Origin of the sequence: Azoarcus sp. DD4 (assembly GCF_006496635.1) — a bacterium.
Taxonomy (GTDB): Bacteria; Pseudomonadota; Gammaproteobacteria; order Burkholderiales; family Rhodocyclaceae; genus Azoarcus.
In genome coordinates this window covers 4,851,558-4,870,592 of the sequence record NZ_CP022958.1, presented here as the reverse complement: position 1 = coordinate 4,870,592, position 19,035 = coordinate 4,851,558, and the positions used below count along the sequence as shown (strand labels likewise).

17 protein-coding genes are annotated in these 19,035 nt (G+C 67.6%); 9 read left to right on the top strand and 8 right to left on the bottom strand.

Annotation, left to right across the window (positions count from 1 at the left end; genetic code table 11):
- Nucleotides 1-4: 4 nt before the first annotated feature.
- The 4 genes from CJ010_RS22490 to CJ010_RS22475 form a co-directional block, all read right to left on the bottom strand.
- Nucleotides 5-316 (bottom strand): YqjD family protein, encoded by a 312-nt coding sequence (locus tag CJ010_RS22490; RefSeq protein ID WP_141020124.1) that lies wholly within the window; start codon nucleotides 314-316, stop codon nucleotides 5-7.
- Between the two features lie 107 nt (nucleotides 317-423).
- Nucleotides 424-2,319, bottom strand: a complete 1,896-nt coding sequence (locus CJ010_RS22485; RefSeq protein ID WP_141020123.1) for a sensor histidine kinase — start codon at nucleotides 2,317-2,319, stop codon at nucleotides 424-426.
- A complete protein-coding gene (locus tag CJ010_RS22480) occupies nucleotides 2,316-4,589 on the bottom strand; it encodes an EAL domain-containing protein (RefSeq protein ID WP_141020122.1) in 2,274 nt (757 codons plus the stop codon). Before CJ010_RS22480 ends, CJ010_RS22485 begins: the two co-directional genes overlap by 4 nt.
- Before the next feature lie 168 nt (nucleotides 4,590-4,757).
- Nucleotides 4,758-5,540: an exodeoxyribonuclease III gene (locus CJ010_RS22475; protein WP_141020121.1), complete on the bottom strand. Its 783-nt coding sequence runs from the start codon at nucleotides 5,538-5,540 to the stop codon at nucleotides 4,758-4,760.
- A gap of 63 nt (nucleotides 5,541-5,603) precedes the next feature.
- Here CJ010_RS22475 and pyrE point away from each other — a divergent pair, with 63 nt between their 5' ends.
- From pyrE to CJ010_RS22440, 7 genes are all read left to right on the top strand, one after another.
- Nucleotides 5,604-6,272, top strand: coding sequence for an orotate phosphoribosyltransferase (gene pyrE / locus CJ010_RS22470; protein ID WP_141020120.1), 669 nt, complete (start codon nucleotides 5,604-5,606; stop codon nucleotides 6,270-6,272).
- Nucleotides 6,250-6,882: a DUF4124 domain-containing protein gene (locus CJ010_RS22465; protein ID WP_141020119.1), complete on the top strand. Its 633-nt coding sequence runs from the start codon at nucleotides 6,250-6,252 to the stop codon at nucleotides 6,880-6,882. Before pyrE ends, CJ010_RS22465 begins: the two co-directional genes overlap by 23 nt.
- Before the next feature lie 55 nt (nucleotides 6,883-6,937).
- Nucleotides 6,938-9,022 (top strand): molybdopterin-dependent oxidoreductase, encoded by a 2,085-nt coding sequence (locus CJ010_RS22460; protein WP_141020822.1) that lies wholly within the window; start codon nucleotides 6,938-6,940, stop codon nucleotides 9,020-9,022.
- 100 nt (nucleotides 9,023-9,122) lie between these two features.
- A complete protein-coding gene (locus tag CJ010_RS22455) occupies nucleotides 9,123-9,896 on the top strand; it encodes an NAD-dependent deacylase (protein WP_141020118.1) in 774 nt (257 codons plus the stop codon).
- 64 nt (nucleotides 9,897-9,960) lie between these two features.
- Nucleotides 9,961-10,773, top strand: a complete 813-nt coding sequence (gene pyrF, locus CJ010_RS22450) for an orotidine-5'-phosphate decarboxylase (RefSeq protein WP_141020117.1) — start codon at nucleotides 9,961-9,963, stop codon at nucleotides 10,771-10,773.
- Nucleotides 10,774-10,782: 9 nt separating this feature from the next.
- Nucleotides 10,783-12,273 carry a 4-hydroxy-3-polyprenylbenzoate decarboxylase gene (ubiD, locus tag CJ010_RS22445; protein ID WP_141020116.1) on the top strand — a complete coding sequence of 497 codons (1,491 nt, stop codon included), beginning with the start codon at nucleotides 10,783-10,785 and terminating at the stop codon, nucleotides 12,271-12,273.
- Nucleotides 12,274-12,350: 77 nt separating this feature from the next.
- On the top strand, nucleotides 12,351-12,767 hold the full coding sequence (locus tag CJ010_RS22440; protein ID WP_141020115.1) for a hypothetical protein: 417 nt from the start codon (nucleotides 12,351-12,353) through the stop codon (nucleotides 12,765-12,767).
- 19 nt (nucleotides 12,768-12,786) lie between these two features.
- Here the strand turns inward: CJ010_RS22440 and dacB are convergent, their stop codons facing one another.
- Nucleotides 12,787-14,241, bottom strand: a complete 1,455-nt coding sequence (gene dacB, locus CJ010_RS22435) for a D-alanyl-D-alanine carboxypeptidase/D-alanyl-D-alanine-endopeptidase (protein WP_141020114.1) — start codon at nucleotides 14,239-14,241, stop codon at nucleotides 12,787-12,789.
- A gap of 130 nt (nucleotides 14,242-14,371) precedes the next feature.
- Here dacB and CJ010_RS22430 point away from each other — a divergent pair, with 130 nt between their 5' ends.
- Nucleotides 14,372-14,719: a hypothetical protein gene (locus CJ010_RS22430; RefSeq protein WP_141020113.1), complete on the top strand. Its 348-nt coding sequence runs from the start codon at nucleotides 14,372-14,374 to the stop codon at nucleotides 14,717-14,719.
- Nucleotides 14,720-14,742: 23 nt separating this feature from the next.
- Here the strand turns inward: CJ010_RS22430 and lysA are convergent, their stop codons facing one another.
- Entirely contained in the window at nucleotides 14,743-16,026 is a 1,284-nt protein-coding gene (gene lysA / locus CJ010_RS22425; RefSeq protein ID WP_141020112.1) for a diaminopimelate decarboxylase, read from the bottom strand.
- Nucleotides 16,023-16,205 carry a lipoprotein gene (locus CJ010_RS22420; RefSeq protein ID WP_240794440.1) on the bottom strand — a complete coding sequence of 61 codons (183 nt, stop codon included), beginning with the start codon at nucleotides 16,203-16,205 and terminating at the stop codon, nucleotides 16,023-16,025. The genes lysA and CJ010_RS22420 overlap by 4 nt, the downstream gene beginning before the upstream one ends.
- A gap of 56 nt (nucleotides 16,206-16,261) precedes the next feature.
- Here CJ010_RS22420 and cyaY point away from each other — a divergent pair, with 56 nt between their 5' ends.
- On the top strand, nucleotides 16,262-16,591 hold the full coding sequence (gene cyaY, locus CJ010_RS22415) for an iron donor protein CyaY (protein ID WP_141020110.1): 330 nt from the start codon (nucleotides 16,262-16,264) through the stop codon (nucleotides 16,589-16,591).
- On the opposite strand, the gene CJ010_RS22410 is transcribed toward cyaY, so the two are convergent.
- Nucleotides 16,581-18,959: a penicillin-binding protein 1A gene (locus CJ010_RS22410; RefSeq protein WP_141020109.1), complete on the bottom strand. Its 2,379-nt coding sequence runs from the start codon at nucleotides 18,957-18,959 to the stop codon at nucleotides 16,581-16,583. The two genes, cyaY and CJ010_RS22410, sit on opposite strands and share 11 nt — an antisense overlap.
- Nucleotides 18,960-19,035 lie beyond the last annotated feature (76 nt).

The window sequence follows — 19,035 nt, the reverse complement described above, 5'->3', positions numbered from 1 at the left end:
GGTGTCAGCGGCGTCCGGCCAGCAACCCGAGGAGGAAGGCGACACCGGCGGCGACGCCGACCGATTGCCACGGATGGGCGTGTACATAGTCGTCGGTGGCATGGGCGGCCTTCTTGGTCTTCTCGACCACGGCGGCCTCCGCCTCGATCAGGCGTTCCTTGGCGATCGCCAAGCGTTCGCTCAATCGTACGCGCACGTCGCCCAGCTTGTCGCCAGCCTGTCCGGCGGTCAGCTTGAGCAGTTCCTCGGCGTCGGACACCACGACCTTGAGGTCGGACACCAGCTTGTCTTTCGAAGGATGGGTCGTATCGGTCATTTTTCTGCCTCCTGGACTGGGTCTATGACAAGCGCGCGTCGGCGCAGCCTTGAGTCAACGCTAATCCCATTCCGGCGTGAAGGCAAATGCGGCGCGCGGTGCGAGGTTCAGCCCGAAGGCGCATGGGGCGGTGCGATGCGGGGCAGCACCAGGGTGAAGCAGGTGCCGCTTTGCGGACCGTCGTGGGTGCTGGTGGCGTGAATCTGGCCGCCCAGCACCTCGCTGACGATCTGGTGCGTGACGTGCAGGCCCAGCCCGGTGCCGCCGGTGTGACGGCGGGTGGTGTAGAAGGGGTCGAAAATGTGGCGCAGGTTTTCCTCCGGAATGCCCACGCCGTTGTCGGCGAAGCTGATCCGTACCCGGTCTGGACCATCCGCCGCGCTGCGCAGCGTGATGGCGCCGGGGCGGCCATCCGGGAAGGCGTGGGTCAGCGCGTTGTCCACCAGGTTGGTGACGACCTGCCCGAGCGGGCCAGGGTAGCTTTCCATGTGCAGGCCTGGGGCGAGTTCGAGGGTGAGGGTGACCGGCGAAGCGGCGTCCCATTTGTGCAGGCGGTGATCGGCGTCGATGAGGACCTCGGCGAGATCGAAACCTCGGCGCTCCATCAAGGTACGGTCGATGGCGACCTGCTTGAAGCGCCGTACCAGGTCGGCGGCGCGGGCCACCGCGCGGTTGGCGAGGTCCAGTCCTTCGCGGCTGGAATCGAGGAAGGCGAGCAGGTCCGATTTGCGCAGACCGTCGTTGACGCGCCGCGCCAGCGTTTGGATGTCCTCGCGGGCGGTGCTCAGCGCCATCAGCGCGCTGCCGAGCGGCGTGTTGAGTTCGTGGGCGACGCCGGCCACCATCAAGCCGAGCGAAGAGAGCTTGTCGGCTCGCGCCAGTTCGGCCTGCAGCGCGCGCAGGTCGTCGATGTTCTTTTGCAGCGCGGCGTTGGCCATGGCCAGTTCCGCCCCACGCTCTTCGACCAGGTGCAGGGACCACGCCAGCTGGGCCGAGAGGCCGACCGTGACGAGCAGGGCCACGCCGGCCAGCGCGGCCAGGGTCAGCTTCCAGCGCGCCTCCGCCGCGGCCAAGGCATCGGCCGGAATGCGGACGATGAGCTGCCAGTCCTGGGTGCCGTCGGCACCGGGGTCGTCCACCGGATCGAAACGGGCGTAGGCCCAGACCCCGCTGTCGTCGCGGTGCAGGCCGTGGGTGTGCGCCTGCATCTGCCGCCACAGCGCAGGATGCTGGGTGGCGATGTTGCGTTCCGGGTGGCCGAGCAGCCAGCCCCAACGTTGCGTATGGTCCGGGTGCAGCAGCCAGCCGCCGCGGTTGTTGACGATGTAGCTGTCGAAGGCGAGCTGACGTCCGATGCCGGCCAGGCGTTCGAGCAGGCGTTCGGCCCGATAGTTGACGATGACGATGCCACGCGGCCGGCCGGCCTCGAACAGGGGGGTCGCCACCCGCAGCGTGGGCTGCGGTGAGCGCGTGACCGGGCCGTGCTCGACCTTGAGGTCCAGCTCGGAGATGTGCAGCTGGCCGTGGCCGAGCGCCATGGTGGTGGCGAAATAGGGGCGGTCGAGCTTGTTCTGCAAGGCATCGGGCGGCACGACCTCGAGCGCGTCGTCGCGCCTGTCGATGCGGATGCGCTCCTGCCCGTTCTCGTCCAGCCAGCGGACCTGGTCGTAGTAGCCGGTGTTGGCAGCGACGCTGTAGAGCAGCTTGACCGCCAGCGGATTGCCGTCCACGCCGCCGCCGGGCAGGTCGCCGAGCACCTGGGCAAGGAAGGTCACGTCCCGCCGCAGCGAGGCCATCGAGCGCACCAGGATCTGCGCACTCTGGCTGAGGAGGTCCGCCTGGGCGCTCAGCAGCGGCGCCTGCAGCGACTGGCGCAAGTCCTGCCAGACCAGCGGAACGCCGAGGCCGAAGAGCGCCAGCCAGGGCAGGAGCAGTACCAGCAGGCGATGGCGGATCAGCAGCAGCCGCTCGAGCGCAGCGCGCAGGGCCGCCGTCGACATCATTGCAGCGGAGTCTCCGCGTTGCCGGCGAGCCGTGCGATCAGCGCGTCCAGGGGTTCCGGGCGGGCGAAGAGGAAGCCCTGGGCATGATGGCAGCCGCGCAGCTTCAGCCAGTTCGCCTGGTCGGTGTTTTCCACGCCTTCGGCGATGACCCGCATGTCCAGCCGCCGGCCGAGGCCGATGATCATGTCGGCGATGGTCTGACGTTCGGGCGTGCTGCCTATCTCCTGCACGAAGCTGCGGTCGATCTTGAGCGTGTGGGCAGGCAGGGTGCGAAGGTAGGCGAGCGAGGAATAGCCGGTGCCGAAGTCGTCGATGGCGATGGGGAAGCCGGCATCGCGCAGGCGGTTGAGCATGTCGCCAGTCGCGTAGCGGTCGTCCATCGCGATCGACTCGGTGACTTCCAGCTCCAGCATGGCCGGGTCCAGCCGGTAGCGTGCGAGCAGGGAGGACAGCTCATCGAGCAGGCTGTTGCGGGCGAGCTGCAGTGCCGAGACGTTGACTGCAATCGGCAGGTTCGGGAAGCCGGCGGCTGCCAGCCGCGCCAGCGCCCGGCAGCCGAGTTCGACGATGCGCGCGCCCAGCGGCGCGATCAGGCCATTGGCTTCGGCCATGGGGATGAAGGCAGCGGGCGGGATCTGGCTGCCGTCGGGGCGGGTCCAGCGCGCGAGCGCCTCTGCGCCGACGATGCGGCCGTCGGCAAGGTCGTACTGCGGCTGCAGCGCGATGCCGATTTCGTCGCCACGCAGCGCCCGGTGCAACTCGCGCGACAGGGTGAAGCGCTGGTTGTGCGGTGTTTCCATGCCGCGCACGTACTGCGTCACCTGGCTCAGACCCTGGCGGCGGGTCTGCTTGAGCAGCAGGGATCCGGTGGCCATCGCCGCCTTGGCCGGGCCGTCGTAGTCGTCGAGGTCGATGCGCGCGGCGCCGATGCTGATGAAGGGCGCGACATCGGGCGCGTCCGGATCCTCCGACTCCAGCCGGTCGATGTGTTCGATGCCGAGCGCCGAGGCCGGACCGAGGATGGCGAAGGTGTCATCGTGCAGGCGCGCGACCAGCGCTGGCGGCGGGAAGCAGCGCTTGAGGCGATGCGCGATTTTGGCCAGCAGCAGTTCCCCCTGTTCGATGCCGAGCGACAGACAGCTCTCCGAGTACTGGTCGAGATCGACGAACAGCAGGGCGCGGTCGCGCGGCGGCGGCAGCGCCAGCACGCTGTCGAGCGCGCGCAGCATGGCGTTGCCGTTGGGGATGCCGAGCAGGGCGTCTTCGTAGGCCATGCGGTCCAGCTGGCTGACCAGCGAGACGTTGATCAGCCCGGAATTGATGTTGCTGGCAAAGACCCGCAGCAGCTCCAGTTCGGTGTCGTCCAGCTCCCGCCGGGTGGCGACGTAGGTTGCGCCGTGGGGGCCGTCGCCGTTGCCGGGAAAGTACAGCACCTGGCTCTCCGTGTCGGCGAAGGATGTCTTGGCCGACAAGGCGTGGCCGAGCATGCCGCGGATGCGGGCGTCGTCCAGTACCGCAAGCCGGTCGGCCACCAGATGGGAATAGCGGCCGGCTGCACCGACGATGACGGCCGATAGCGGATCGCTGCCCGGCATGTCCTGCACGCAGACCACCCCCTCCGGCGCGAGATGCAGCAGGCGGGCAAGCTCTTTCACCACCCGGCCGGAGAAATCGTGCAAGGTGCGCGAGGAGGTCAGGCTGTTGCTCGCCTCGACGATCATCTGCAGTCCGCGCCGCGCCCGGTTGAGTGCGCTGATCTGCTCCCAGGCCCGCAGCGCGCTGGTGACGATGCCGTGCAGGCGTTCGCGGCTGAGGTCGGTCTTGAGCCAGTAGTCGTTGATGTCGAGGCCGGCGAGCGAGGCCTGCATCGGTGCGACGCCCGGCTGGCCGGTGAGCAGGATGATGCGGATCTCGGCGTTGCCGATGAGCTCGCGGATGCTTTTCACCAGCCGCAGGCCGGCATCGTCCGATTCCATGACCACGTCGAGCAAAACCACCGCGATGTCGCGTTCGGCAGCGAGCAGGCCGGCGGCCTGATTGGCCGAGGCTGCGGTGAGCAGCTCGATCCGCTGGTCGCGATAGCGGTAGCCGGCGAGCGAGTAGCGCAGCGAGTCCTGAAAGGCGGGGTCGTCGTCCACCGACAGCACCCGCAGCAGCGGACCGCCGGTTGCCTCCTGCCCATGGGCGGCAGACGGAGCCGCTTCCTCTTCGGCGAAGGCGAAGACATCGTCGTGTGCCGGCGGGGTGGTGGCATGTGCATGCGGATCCATCCATCCTCCTTCGGCGCAGCAGCGCCGGCGGGCCGGCCGTCGCCGGATGTCAGTGGATATTCATATCGGGAAGATGCGACTCAATTTTTTATAGCACGCCGGCAATATGCCGGAAAGTTTCCGGTGGACCGGCTGGCCGCCCGCGAACGACCCGCCGGGGTGTCGCACTCAAAGGCTGAAGTCGTAATCGACGGTCAGCGGGGCGTGATCGGAAAAGCGCTGTTCCTTGTAGATCGCGGCTTCGCGTGCGGTGTCGGCAATGCCAGGGGTGGCGAGGTGGTAGTCGATCCTCCAGCCCACGTTCTTTGCCCAGGCCTGACCGCGGTTGGACCACCAGGTGTAGCTATCGCCGGTGGCGTCCGGGTACAGCCGGCGATAGACGTCCACCCAGCCGTGCTCGTCGAAGAGCTTGCCTATCCAGGCCCGCTCCTCCGGCAGGAAACCGGAGTTCTTCTGGTTGCTCTTCCAGTTCTTGAGGTCGATTTCCTTGTGGGCGATGTTCCAGTCGCCGCAGATCACCACCTCCTGGCCGCTGGCACGCAGTTCTGCCAGACGCGGCTGGAAGCGCTCCATGAAGCTGAACTTGGCCTGCTGGCGCTCCTCCGAGCTGGAGCCGGACGGCAGGTAGAGCGAGATCACAGAAAGTTTGCCGAAGTCGGCCTGCAGGTAGCGGCCCTCGGCGTCGATGTCGGCGATGCCCAGGCCTTCGACGATGCGGTCGGGCGTGTGGCGGCTGTAGATGCCGACGCCGCTGTAGCCCTTCTTCTCGGCGTAATGGAACCAGCCCTGGTAGCCGGCCGGTCCATGCATCGGGTCGCTGAGGTCGGCTGCTTGCGCCTTGAGTTCCTGGACGCATACCACGTCGGCATTCTGGGCGGGAAACCAGTCGAGGAAGCCCTTGGTGGTGGCGGACCGGATGCCGTTGAGGTTGGCGGAGATGATGCGTAACATGGTCGCGTTTTTTCCTTGAGCTTGCGGCGCGATCCCGGGCCGCCGATTGCGAGTAGATAAGTCGTGGAAGCACAACTCAGAGCACCGGATTTTAGCCGGGATTTCATCGCGCTCGCCTGCCGCAAGGGCGTGCTGCGCTTCGGTTCCTTCGTCACCAAGGCGGGACGCAACTCACCCTATTTCTTCAATGCCGGCCTGTTCGACGACGGTGCCTCGTTCCGCGAACTGTGCGGCTATTATGCGCGCGCCATCCGCAGTGCCGGCGTGGCCTGCGACATGCTGTTCGGCCCGGCCTACAAAGGCATTCCGCTGGTGGCGGGCACCGCGATCCGGTTGGCCGAGGAGGGCGTCGACCTGCCCTTCGCCTTCAATCGCAAGGAAGCCAAGGACCACGGCGAAGGCGGCACGCTGATCGGTGCGCCGCTCGCCGGGCGCGTGCTCATCCTCGACGACGTCATCTCGGCGGGTACCTCGGTGCGCGAGTCGGTCGAAATCATCCGTGCCGCAGGCGCCACGCCGGCCGGCGTGGTGATCGCGCTGGACCGCATGGAGCGCGGCAAGGGGGCGCTGTCGGCGGTGCAGGAAGTGCGCGAAAGCTTCGGCATCCCGGTGATCGCGGTGGCGACACTGGAAGATCTGATCGCCTATCTCGCGGACAGTCCCGAATTAGCGGCCAACCTCGACGCCGTGCGCGCCTACCGGGAGACCTATGGCATTGCGAGCACTCGTTAAGCTCGGCCTGGCGGGGGGGCTGTTGCTGGCACTCTCACCGGCTCAGGCAGCGAAGACCATCTATTGCTGCGATGTCGGCGGCCAGCCGGTGTGCAGCGACATGCTGCCGCCGGCCTGCTATGGCCAGGCCTATCGCGAGATCGGCCCGCAGGGCGTGATCCGCAAGAAGGTGCCGCCGCCGCCGAGCGCCGAGGAAATCGCCCGTCGCAACGCCGAGGCCGAGCGCCGCAAGGAAGAAGAGGCGCTTGCGGCCAAGAGCCGCCGGCTCGACCAGGCCCTGCTCGAGACCTACCAGAATGTCGACGACCTCGACCGACGCCGCGACCGTGCGCTGGCCGACGCCGATCGTTCGCTTGCCGATCTGCGTGTCCGCGAGGAAGACCTGATGGAGCGGCGCAAGCGCATCCTGCCGGATGCCGAGGGCAAGCGCGGCCAGCAGGTGACGCGTGCGCAGGCCGAGGCCTTGCGCGATCTCGACAGCGAACTCGCTTCGCACCGTTCGGTGATGGCGGCCAAGGTGCGCGAGCGCGAGGCGGTGCGTCAGCGCTACGAGGCGGACCGCGAGCGCTATCTGGAGCTGATGTCCTCCGCCAGACGGGCGCAACATTGAGCCGTTGAACCTGCTGCCGGCGGGCCGCGGCGGTCAGGGAGCCGTGATGAGCAATATGGAAACGACCCGGGTGGTCCGCGCCGCCTGTCCCCACGATTGTCCCGACACCTGCGCGATGGAAGTCACGGTGCAGGAGGGCCGCGCGGTCAAGCTGCGCGGCGCGGACGACCTGCCCTTCACCAACGGCGCGCTGTGCACCAAGGTCGCGTACTACCTCGAGCGGGTCTATTCCGAGCAGCGCCTGATGCATCCGATGCGCCGTATCGGCGCCAAAGGCGAGGGGCGCTTCGAGCGCATTACCTGGGACGACGCGCTCGACATCATCGCCGACAGGTTCCGCCGCATCGCCGCCGACGACCCGCGCGGCATCCTGCCCTACAGCTATGCCGGAACAATGGGGCTGGTGCAGAGCGAAAGCCTGGACCGGCGCTTTTTCAATCGGCTCGGCGCGTCCCGGCTGGACCGCACGATCTGCGCCTCGGCGGGCGCAATGGGCTGGAAGGCGACTGTGGGCGCCTCGATCGGCACCGATCCGGAAGCCGTCGCCGATGCCCGCCTCATCATCATCTGGGGCGGCAATCCGGTGGTGTCCAATGTGCATGGCTGGCGCTACATCCAGGAGGCCAAGCGGCGCGGTGCGAAGCTGGTGTGCATCGATCCGCGCCGCTCGGAGACCGCGGAGAAGTGCCACCTGCATCTCGCGCCGCTGCCTGGCACCGACGGTGCGCTGGCGCTGGCGATGATGCAGGTGCTGATCGCCGAGGATCTGCTCGACCGCGACTACATCGCCCGCCACACGCTGGGCTTCGACCAGCTCGCCGAGCGGGTGCGGACGTGCACCCCGGAGTGGGCGGCAGCACTCACCGGACTGCCGGCGTCCGCGATCCGCGAGCTTGCCCTCGACTACGGTCGCAGCACGCCGACGCTGATCCGGCTCAATTACGGCCTCAACCGCAGCGGCGGGGGCGGCATGGCGGTGCGCAACGTTGCCTGCCTGCCGGCGCTTACCGGCGCCTGGCGTCATCCAGCGGGCGGTGCGTTGCTGTCGACCTCGGGCAACTTTCCGGTCGATCGCCATGCGCTCGAACGGCCCGATCTCTACCCGGATGCTGCCACACGGCCGCCGCGGGCGATCAATATGTCGACCATCGGCGATGCGCTGCTCGAGACGCGCGACCCGCGGATAGACGCGATCTACGTCTACAACGCCAACCCGGTGGCGGTGGCGCCCGACAGCAACCGGGTGCGCGCCGGCTTTGCCCGCGACGACCTGTTCTGCGTGGTGCACGAGCTCTTCCAGACCGACACCGCCGACTACGCCGACATCCTGCTGCCTGCCACCAGCCAGCTCGAACACCGCGACGTCCACACTTCCTACGGCCACATCTACGCGGTAGCCAACCAGCCGGCGATCGCGCCGCTGGGCGAGGCCAAGCCGAACACCGAGGTCTTCCGCCTGCTGGCGGCACGTCTCGGTTTCGCGGATTCCGCCTTGTACGAATCGGACGAGGACATCGCCGCCGCCGCCTTCAAGCGCAATGATCCGCGCGCGCTCGGCCTGACGCCGGCCCAGCTGGCTGCACGCGGTTGGGCGCGCCTGAACCTGCCGCGGCCTTTCGCGCCCTTTGCCGATGGTGGATTCCGCACGCCTTCGGGCAAATGCGAGTTCCATTCGGAGTCCCTCGCCGCGCAGGGACTGGACCCACTGCCGGCGTGGCATCCGCCCTACGAATCGGTGGTCAGCAATCCGGCGCTGGCGGCGCGCTATCCGCTGGCGTTGATCTCGCCGCCGGCGCGCAACTTCCTCAATACCAGCTTCGCCAACCTGCCGCGCTTCGTCGCGCAGGAAGGCAGCCCCAAGCTGGAGCTGCATCCGGACGACGCTGGCGAGCGCGGCATTGTCGACGGCGATCGCGTCCGTATCCACAACGACCGCGGGGCTTTCCATGCGCGTGCGGTGGTGACCGACGGCGTGCGCCGTGGCGTGGCGGTGGCGCCGTCGATCTGGTGGCAGAAGCTCTCCGGCGATGGCGAAAACGCCAATGCGGTGACGTCCGCGGCATTGACCGACATGGGCGGCGGGCCGGTGTTCTACGACTGCCTGGTCGAGGTGACCCGGGTCGGCGAGCCGCCCGCCTAGTGTCGTCGGGCTGCCGGAGTAGACAATTGCGGATGTCCGGTACGACTGGCAGGCGGTGTGCGGCGTATCATCATGGCATTATCCGAACCGCGCTCCCGCCATGGACCACTCCGCCACGCTCGATGCCGTTGCCGCGCTGATCGCCGCTGCGCGACGCATCCTCTTCATCACCGGCGCCGGCATCTCGGCCGATTCCGGCCTGCCCACCTACCGCGGCATCGGCGGGCTGTACCACGAGCGCCTCACCGCCGAGGGCCTGACCATCGAGGAGGCGCTGTCCGGTCACATGATGGCGCATCGGCCCGACATCACCTGGAAATACATCGCCGAGATCGAGGCCAACTGCCGCGGCGCCCGGCCCAATGCCGCGCACCGCACGATCGCTGCACTGGAAGCGGAGAAGCCGGGTGTCTGGGTGCTGACGCAGAACGTCGATGGTCTGCATCGCGCCGCCGGCTCCGCGCACCTGATCGAGATCCACGGCACCGTTCACCATCTGCGCTGCACCGAGTGCAGCCACAACCGCATGGTGGAGGACTTCGCCGGCCTGGTGCTGCCACCGGCCTGCCCGGTATGCGGCGGGGTCCTGCGGCCGGACATCGTGCTGTTCGGCGAAATGCTGCCGACGCGCGAGATGGACCGGCTGGAACATCTGCTCGAAGCCGGTTTCGACCTGGTGGTGTCGATCGGCACCACCAGCGTTTTTCCCTACATTGCCGGTCCGGTGTGGTGGGCGCGGCAGGAGGGCGTGCCTACGGTGGAGATCAATCCGGGCGATACCGAAGTGAGTCACCTGGTGCAGCACCGCTTGCGCATGGGGGCGGCCGAGGCTTTCCTCGCCCTGTGGCAGCGCCTGCATCCCGAGGCGGCCTGAGCCGCGGCGGTCGGGGCGGGGGCGGCGCTGGTATCATGCCGCCGCTAACCCAAGGACGTCCCCCATGCACTTCATGACCGCCCTCCAGGCGGCGTGGCAGCAGCGCGACAGCCTGCTCTGCGTCGGCCTCGACCCCGATCCGGCCAAGTTCCCCGCCCATCTTCAGGGCCGTCCGGATGCGATCTTCGAATTCTGTGCGGCCATCGTCGATGCCACCGCCGACCTGGTGTGCTGCTTCAAGCCGCAGATCGCCTACTTCGCCGCACGCCGCGCCGAGGACCAGCTCGAAGCGCTGATCGACCACATCCACGCCTGCCACCCGAATGTTCCGGTGATCCTCGACGCCAAGCGCGGCGACATCGGCAGCACCGCCGAGCAGTACGCGGTGGAGGCCTTCGAGCGCTTCAAGGCGGACGCGATCACGGTCAATCCCTACATGGGCCGCGACTCGGTCGATCCCTACCTCGCCTACCCGGACAAGGGCGTGATCCTGCTGTGCCGCACCTCCAACCCGGGCGGTTCCGACCTGCAATTCCTCGACGTCGGCGGCGAGAAACTCTACGAACGCGTCGCCCGTCTGGTGGCCGAGGACTGGAACGCCAGCGGCAACTGCGGCCTGGTGGTGGGCGCCACCTTCCCGGCGGAGATCGCCCGCGTGCGCGCACTCACCGGCGACATGCCGCTGCTGGTGCCGGGCATCGGCGCCCAGGGCGGTGATATCGAGGCCACGGTGAAGGCCGGTCGCAGCGCCAGCGGCGGCGGGCTGATGATCAATTCCTCGCGCGCCATCCTGTATGCGGGCAAGGGCGAGGACTTCGCCGCCGCCGCGCGCGCGGCCGCGCTGCAGACGCGCGACGCGATCAACGCCTACCGCTGAGGCCGGCCGATGAAATACGAGGATCTGCGCGACTTCATCGCCCAGCTCGAAAGCCGCGGCGAACTCAAGCGCATCACCGCGCCGGTGGATACGCACCTGGAGATGACCGAGATCGCCGACCGCGTGTTGCGCGCCGGCGGCCCGGCACTGCTGTTCGAAAAGCCGGTCACCAGGGGCGTGCCGCAGGCCATTCCGGTGCTCGCCAACCTGTTCGGCACGCCGCAGCGGGTGGCGATGGGCATGGGCGAGGATGTGGCCGACGGCGACTGGAGCACGCCGCTGCGCGAGGTCGGCCGGCTGCTGTCCTTCCTCAAGGAACCGGAGCCGCCAAAGGGCCTGAAGGACGCCTGGGAGAAGTGGCCGGTGCTGAAACAGGTGCTCAACATGGCACCCAAGGAAGTGCGCTCGGCACCCTGCCAGCAGGTGGTGTGGGAGGGCGAGGAGGTGGATCTGGCCAAGCTGCCGATCCAGCACTGCTGGCCCGGCGATGCGGCCCCGCTGATCACCTGGGGCCTGGTGGTGACGCGCGGGCCGCACAAGAAGCGTCAGAACCTCGGCATCTACCGCCAGCAGGTGATCGGCCGCAACCGCGTGATCATGCGCTGGCTGGCACACCGCGGCGGCGCGCTGGATTTCCGCGAACACCAGCAGGCGCACCCGGGCGAGCCCTTCCCGGTGGCGGTGGTGCTGGGCTGCGACCCGGCGACCATCCTCGGCGCGGTCACGCCGGTGCCGGATACCATCTCCGAATACCAGTTCGCCGGCCTGCTGCGCGGCGCCAAGACCGAGCTGGTGAAGTGTCTCGGCTCCGACCTGCAGGTGCCGGCATCCAGCGAGATCGTGCTCGAAGGCGTGATCCAGCCGGACGACATGGCGCCGGAAGGCCCCTATGGCGACCACACCGGTTACTACAACGAAGTGGCCGACTTCCCGGTATTCACCATCGAACGCATCACGATGCGACGCGACCCGATCTACCACTCCACCTACACCGGCAAGCCGCCCGACGAGCCGGCAATGCTGGGGCTGGCGCTGAACGAGGTGTTCGTGCCGCTGCTGCAGAAGCAGTTTCCCGAGATCACCGATTTCTATCTGCCGCCGGAGGGTTGTTCGTACCGGCTGGCGGTGGTGAGCATGAAGAAGCAGTATCCGGGGCACGCCAAGCGGGTGATGTTCGGCATCTGGAGCTTCCTGCGCCAGTTCATGTACACCAAGTTCATCATCGTGGTGGATGATGACGTGAACATCCGCGACTGGAAGGAAGTGATCTGGGCGATGACCACCCGGGTGGATGCCACGCGCGACACCACGCTGGTCGATAACACGCCCATCGACTATCTCGACTTCGCCAGCCCGGTGGCCGGCCTCGGCTCCAAGATGGGCATCGATGCCACCAACAAGTGGCCGGGTGAAACGAATCGCGAATGGGGACGTCCCATCGTGATGGATGCGGCGGTCAGACGCCGCGTCGACGAAATGTGGGGGACACTCGGCTTGTAAGGCCGTATCGCGCCCTCACTTGAACCTGACCGGCCGCCAGCGAGGCGGCGGGCTGACTGCAGAGGAGCAGGCGCACAATGACATATCCCGACAGCACGGCGAACCACCTGGCCGGTCAACCGACCGGCAACCAGGTGACCCTGGCCCACCTGATCTACGCGCTGCATGCGTTCGCGGTGTTTTCCGCGGTGGTGGGCTCGGCGACCATCGTCTTCAGCTTCGTCGCCAGCCTGCCGTCGATCGCCGCGGTGGTGCTTAACTACTGGAATCAATCGGCGGTGCGCGGTACCTGGCTGGAAAGCCATTTCAGCTGGCAGATCCGCACTTTCTGGTTTGCCGTGCTGTGGATCGCGATCGCCGGCGTGATGGCGCTTACGGTGATCGGGATCCCGTTCGCGATCGTGCTGATCCTGCTGCTCGGCTTGTGGGTGCTCTACCGGGTGGTACGCGGCTGGTGGGCGCTCGGCCAGGCGCGCGCATTGCCGATGTCCTGAGGCCGCTGCGGTCGGCAGATTACGGCGGTGGCGCTGCCCACAGCCATTCGAGCAGGGCATCCTGGGCGGCCTGGCTGGCGGCCGCTTCCGGGTGGTTCACAATCATCACCACCACATGGCGGCGGCTGTTGCGGTCGAGCAGGTAGCCCGCCATTGCGCGCACGCCGTTGAGCGTGCCGGTCTTGATGTGGGCCTGGCCGTTGGCCGGGCTGCCGTTCAGGCGTTTGCGCGCGGTCCCGTCCACGCCGGCAAGCGGCAGGGCGGAGATGAACTCCGGCATCCATGGCCGGCGCCAGGCGGCCAGCAGCAGCGCACCCATGCTGTCGGCGCGGATGCGTTCGCTGCGCGACAGGCCGGCGCCGTTCTCGATGACCAGGCCGCTGGTGTCGATGCCGGCGGCGGCAAGCTGCGCTCTGGCGACCAGTATGCCGCCCTGGACTGCATCGGCAGCATCGGCTTGCTGCATGCCCAGGGTGGCGAGCAGCTGGCGGGCGATGAGATTGCTCGACCACTTGTTCATGTCGCGGACCACATCGGCGAGCGGACGCGAGTCGTCGGCCAGGCGGACGATGGCGTCGGCAGGCGTCACGCCGTTGCGCACTGCGCCGTCCACGCTGCCACCGAGTTCGCTCCACAGTGCACGGACCAGGGCAATGGCGTAATCCGGGGGCGCCAGCGGTGCGGCGCTCCAGTTGCGCGGGCCGCAGCTGGCCGGCAGGCTGCCGGTGAGTACCAGCCGCGGGCCGGGTTCGAGGCGGGCGTCGAGGTCGCGATACCAGACCTCGCAGGTGGTTTGCGAGGTCAGCAGGCGGTTGTCGATGACGAGGCCGGCCAGCGGCGGCTCGGCGATCACCGTGACCGGCGCATGGGCATCGCCCGCCGGAAAAAGGCCGAGCTGCAGGGTGTTGTAGTGCATCAGCAGGCCGTAGGGGCCGGCGTTGTAGGGCCGCAGGCCACGGCCGTCGAAGGCCTGCGGATCGTGCGGCGGCAAGGTGAGCACCGAGCCGTCGAGCACGATGTCGCCGGCGACACGGTAAATGCCGAGGCCGCGCAGCCGGCGCAGCAAACGGCGCAGGCGCTCTTCGTCGAACACCGGGTCGGCGCCGCCAAGGAGGTGGAGATCACCCCTGAGGACGCCGTGGTCGAGTTCACCGCGCGTTGCGATCCGGGTCTGCCAGGTAAAGGCCGGCCCCAGCCGGTCGAAGGCGGCGAAGGCGGTGACCAGCTTCATCGTGGAGGCCGGGTTCAGCGGGCGATTGGCATTGAGGCTGAGGGTGGGCTGGTGAGCGTCCACCGCTTGCGTCCAGATCGACACCGCGTCGGTGGGGATACGTGCGTTGTCGAGCGCGAGGCTTACACCTGGTGGCAGGCCGGCCGCGCTCGCCAGAGACAGGCCGGCGAGCAGGGCCAGGCCGGCGCCGATGTGGAGCAGCAGGTCGAAGGGCGTGGCGGAGCGGTGCTTGGGGCGATGCATGACGGGTCGGCTCGGGTTGGGTAATGCGTGGCGGCGTCGCGCGAGTAGAATCCTGCGCGATGTGCGGCAGCCATCATCGCCGATTCCGGCGCTACGTGTCCGCCCGACGGACCGGAGGAAAAGCAAGGACATGAGCGGCTTCGGGCACTACGAACGCGACGCGGTCGAACTGGAGCGCGAAATCCTCAAGCGCGGCTTCCTGCTCGATCTCGACTGGGACGATGAAGTCGCCTTGCGGACCATGGCGCGTGAGGCGCTGACCTGCACGCCGGAGTGCAACATGCAGATGCTGCGCGACCCCGATCCGAAGCGCCGCGCGCGGGCCGAACTCTACGCGCTGGCGATGCTGATGCTGGAAGTCATGCGGCAGAGCGCGGAAATCGGCGTGCATACCCACGGCGGCCCGGCCTGGAAGGCTTTCGGTCGTGCGCTGATCGAAGAGGCCGACCGGCTCGCGCGCGATGGGTCGCGCGCATAGTGGTGCCGGCCGCGGCAGCTTCGTCAGTCGTCGATACGGCGTTCGCCCGCGTAGAGCGCCGCGACCGTTTCACGTTCGCGCACCAGCAGGACTCGATCACCGTCCACGATCACTTCGGCCGCACGCGGCCGCGTGTTGTAGTTGGAACTCATCGTCATGCCGTAGGCGCCGGCCGATAGCAGCGCCACCAGGTCGCCCTCGCGCAACGCGAGCTGGCGGTCGTGGGCGAGGAAGTCGCCGCTTTCGCAGATCGGGCCGACGATCTCGTAGCACTGCGCCGCCACGCCGGCGGGGGTAACCGCAACCGCCTCGTGGTAGGCGTCGTAGAGCGCAGGCCGGGCGAGATCGTTCATCGCCGCATCGACGATGGCGAAGTTCTTCTCTTCACCGTGCTTGAGATATTCGACGCGGGTCAGCAGCAGGCCGGCGTTGCCGACCAGCGAGCGCCCGGGCTCGAAGCAGAGTTCTTCGTTGCGGCCCTCGAAAACCTTGAGCAGGGGGGCGAGGTATTCGGCCACGCTGGGCGGGGTTTCGTCGCGGTAGCGGATGCCGAGCCCGCCGCCGAGGTCGATGTGCTCGAGCGTGATGCCGTCGGCGGCAAGCTGGTCCACCAGCTCAAGGACCTTGGCTGCAGCTTCGGCGACCGGCGCAGGGTCGAGCAGCTGCGAGCCGATGTGGCAGGCGATGCCGCTGACCTTAAGATTGGGCAGGCTGGCGGCGCGGCGGTAGAGCGCGAGCGCCTCGCCGAAGGCGACGCCGAACTTGTTGCTCTTGAGACCGGTGGAAATATAGGGGTGGGTCTTCGGGTCGACGTCCGGATTGACGCGCAGGGCAATCGGCGCCTTGCGGCCGAGTTCGCCGGCAACCGCATCGAGGCGGTCGAGTTCGGCCGCCGATTCGATATTGAAGCAGCGGATGCCGGCCTCGAGCGCCTGGCGCATCTCGTCCCGGCTTTTGCCCACGCCGGAGAACACGACCTTGCCGGCATCGCCGCCGGCAGCCAGCACGCGTGCCAGTTCGCCACCCGAGACAATGTCGAAGCCTGCCCCCAGCCGGGCAAACACCGACAGGATGCCGAGATTGGAGTTGGCCTTGACTGCGTAGCACACCAGGCCGCGCCCACCCAGTGCGTTGCGCCAGCTTTCGAAGGCAGCGGTCAGGGCTGCGCGTGAATACACATAGGTGGGGGTGCCGAAGTCCGTGGCGATGTCGGCAAGCGCGACGTTTTCCAGCGTCAGGCCACGTTCGGCGGCGTATAGGGTCGGTGTGGGAAAGGGCGTGGTCGCGGCGGGGCTGCTCGTGCTCATTGCGTAGGGCTGCTGGTGTCGGTTTTGCTATGATCGGCGCCCGTTGTGGGCTGGGATTGCGGCTGGGTCCTGGTGCTGGTGACGGGCCGGGTTTTGGCGGGATCCGGAAGGTAGAGCGGTCCCTTGATGCCGCAACCGGACAGGAGCAGCGCGCCGGAGAGCGCGACTGCGGGAAGCATCGCTCGCATGGCCTTGGAATCGTAAGAAAACCGGAATCCTAACAGAAGGAGTCAGCATGGAAGAGTCGGCATTCAATGCATTGGCCGAAACCGAGCTCGACCGCATCGAGGCGGCGCTCGAGGCGTGTGGCGCCGAGATGGACATCGAGCCGAAGCCGGGCGGCATCCTCGAACTGGAGTTCGAGAACGGCAGCAAGGTCATCATCAATCGTCACAGCGCGGCGCGCGAGATCTGGGTAGCGGCCCGCTCCGGCGGTTTCCACTTCCGGCCCGAGGGAGGCGGCTGGGTGGCGGGCCGGGACGGGACCGAACTCTACGCCCTGCTCACCAGGGTGGTCAGCGAACAGAGCGGCGAGTCGGTGGTGGTGAAGCCGGTCAGCGGTTGATCGGCGTCGGTACCCGCTCGACCACCGGCGCGGGCGCCTGACGCGCCATCGGCGGTGCGGGCGGAATCGCCTCTTCCGGCGCTTCGAGTGCCGGCGAGCGATCCGAGAACAGGCTGGCGGGTAGCTCTTCCGGCGGGGGCGGGGCGACCGGCTTGTTCTCTTCGTAGATGTAGTCTTCGCGGCTGCCGTCGCCGGCGGTTATGTTGATCAGGCCGTCGGGGCGTGGCTGGGACTTTTCAGGCTGGGCCTGCAGGGCGGTGCGCATGTAGTTCACCCAGATCGGCAGGGCGGCGGCACCGCCGGTTTCGCCCCGGCCCATGTTCTTGGGCTGGCTGAAACCGACCCACGCGACTGCGACCAGATCCGGGTTGTAGCCGCAGAACCAGGCATCGAGATAGTCGTTGGTGGTACCGGTCTTGCCGGCCAGGTCGGCACGATTGAGCGAACGCGCACGGGTTGCGGTGCCGCGGCGTACCACGTCCTGCATCATCGAGTCCATCAGCCAGGCATTGCGCGGATCGATCACGCGGGGCGCACTTTCTCCCGCGATCGGCGGGTCGATCTTCGCCACCAGACGGCCGTTGCCGTCGTACATCTCCTTGACCACATAGGGCTCGACCCGGTAACCGCCGTTGGCGAACACCGCATAGCCGGAAGCCATCTCCCAGGGCGTCACCGAGCCGGCGCCGAGCGCCATGGTGAGGTAGGGCGGATGACGGGCGGGGTCGAAGCCGAAGCGGCCGACGTAGTCCTGCGCATAGCTCGGCGTGATGTTCTGCAGCAAGCGGATGGACACCATGTTCTTGGAGCGGGCGAGGGCGTCACGCAGCGTCATCAGTCCGTCGAACTTGCCGTCGTAGTTCTTCGGCTCCCAGGCCTGGGAGCCGGTCACGCCGGCGGGGAAGTAGAGCGGGGAGTCGTCCACCAGGCTGCCCGGTGCGTAGCCGCGCTCGAGCGCGGCCGAATAGATGAAGGGCTTGAAGCTCGAGCCGGGCTGGCGTTGGGCCTGCGTGACGTGATTGAACTTGTTGCGGTTGAAATCGAAACCGCCGATCAGGGCGCGGACGGCGCCGCTGTGGGTGTCCATGGACACGAGGGCGGCCTGGATTTCCGGCAGTTGCACGATCTCCCAGCCCTTCTCGCCGGTGTCACGGATACGGACGATCGCGCCAGGGCGCACGCGCCGCGATTGCGGGGCCTTGTCGTCCAGCATCGGTTGGACGAATTTCAGACCGTCGCCGGCGACGGTGATCGTCTCGCCGTGGCGGTAGACTTTTACGCGCTTTGCGGACGATTCGACCACGAGTGCGGCGATCAGGTCGTCGTGGTCGCCGTACTCGGCGAGCAGTTCGTCGAGCGCTTCCTCGTCGCGGGGAGGTGCCGGCAGTTCGACGAAAGCCTCGGGGCCACGGTAGCCGTGGCGGCGGTCGTAGTCCATCACGCCCTTGCGCAGCGCTGCATAGGCCGCCTCCTGGTCGGCACGGGTGATCGTCGTGACGATGCGGATGCCTAGCTGGTAGGCTTCCTCGCCGAACTGCTCGACCGCGATCTGGCGCGCCATCTCGGCGACGTAATCGCCATGGAGCACGGAGCCGTTTCGCGCGGCAGTCTGGCTCTGGGTGTGTTGCGGTGCCTTGAGCGCGGTCTGGTAGGCGGCTTCGTCGATGAAGCCGGATTCGAGCATGCGCCGCAGGACGTATTGCTGACGCAAGGTGGCGCGTGTGGGGTTTGCGACCGGGTTGTAGGCCGACGGCGCCTTGGGGAGCCCGGCCAGCATGGCAGCCTCGGCCAGGGTGATGTCGTTGAGTACCTTGCCATAGTAGGCGCGGGCGGCGGCAGAGAAACCGTAGGCACGCTGGCCGAGGTAGATCTGGTTGATGTAGAGCTCGAGGATCTGGTCCTTGGACAGGCTGCGCTCGATCTTCAGCGCGAGCAGGATCTCGTAAAGCTTGCGGTTGTAAGTCTTCTCACGGGTGAGGAAGAAATTGCGCGCGACCTGCATGGTGATCGTCGAGGCGCCCTGGCCGCGACCGCCGGTGGTGATGTTGGCCAGCGCCGCCCGCATGATGCCGATCACGTCGATTCCGGGGTGTTCATAGAAGCGCTCGTCCTCAGCGGCGAGAATGGCCTGCTTGAGGACCGGCGGCACCGTGTCGATGCGAACTACCGAACGGCGCTCCTCGCCGAACTCGCCTAGCAGATGTCCGTCGGCGGTGTAGACCCGCAGCGGAATGCGTGGCCGGTAGTCGGTGAGGGTGTCGAGGGAGGGCAGGTTCGGCCAGGCAAGGAGCGACACCGCGGCCAGGGTGGCGAGGCCGAGAATCACCAGTGCGGTCAGGGCTGCGAGCGGATAGAGAACCCAGCGCATCGGAATTCCCGAGATGAGGACAGGGCGGGCATTATACGGGTCGGCTTCGACCGGTCTCCAGCGCGGCGCTGTGTCG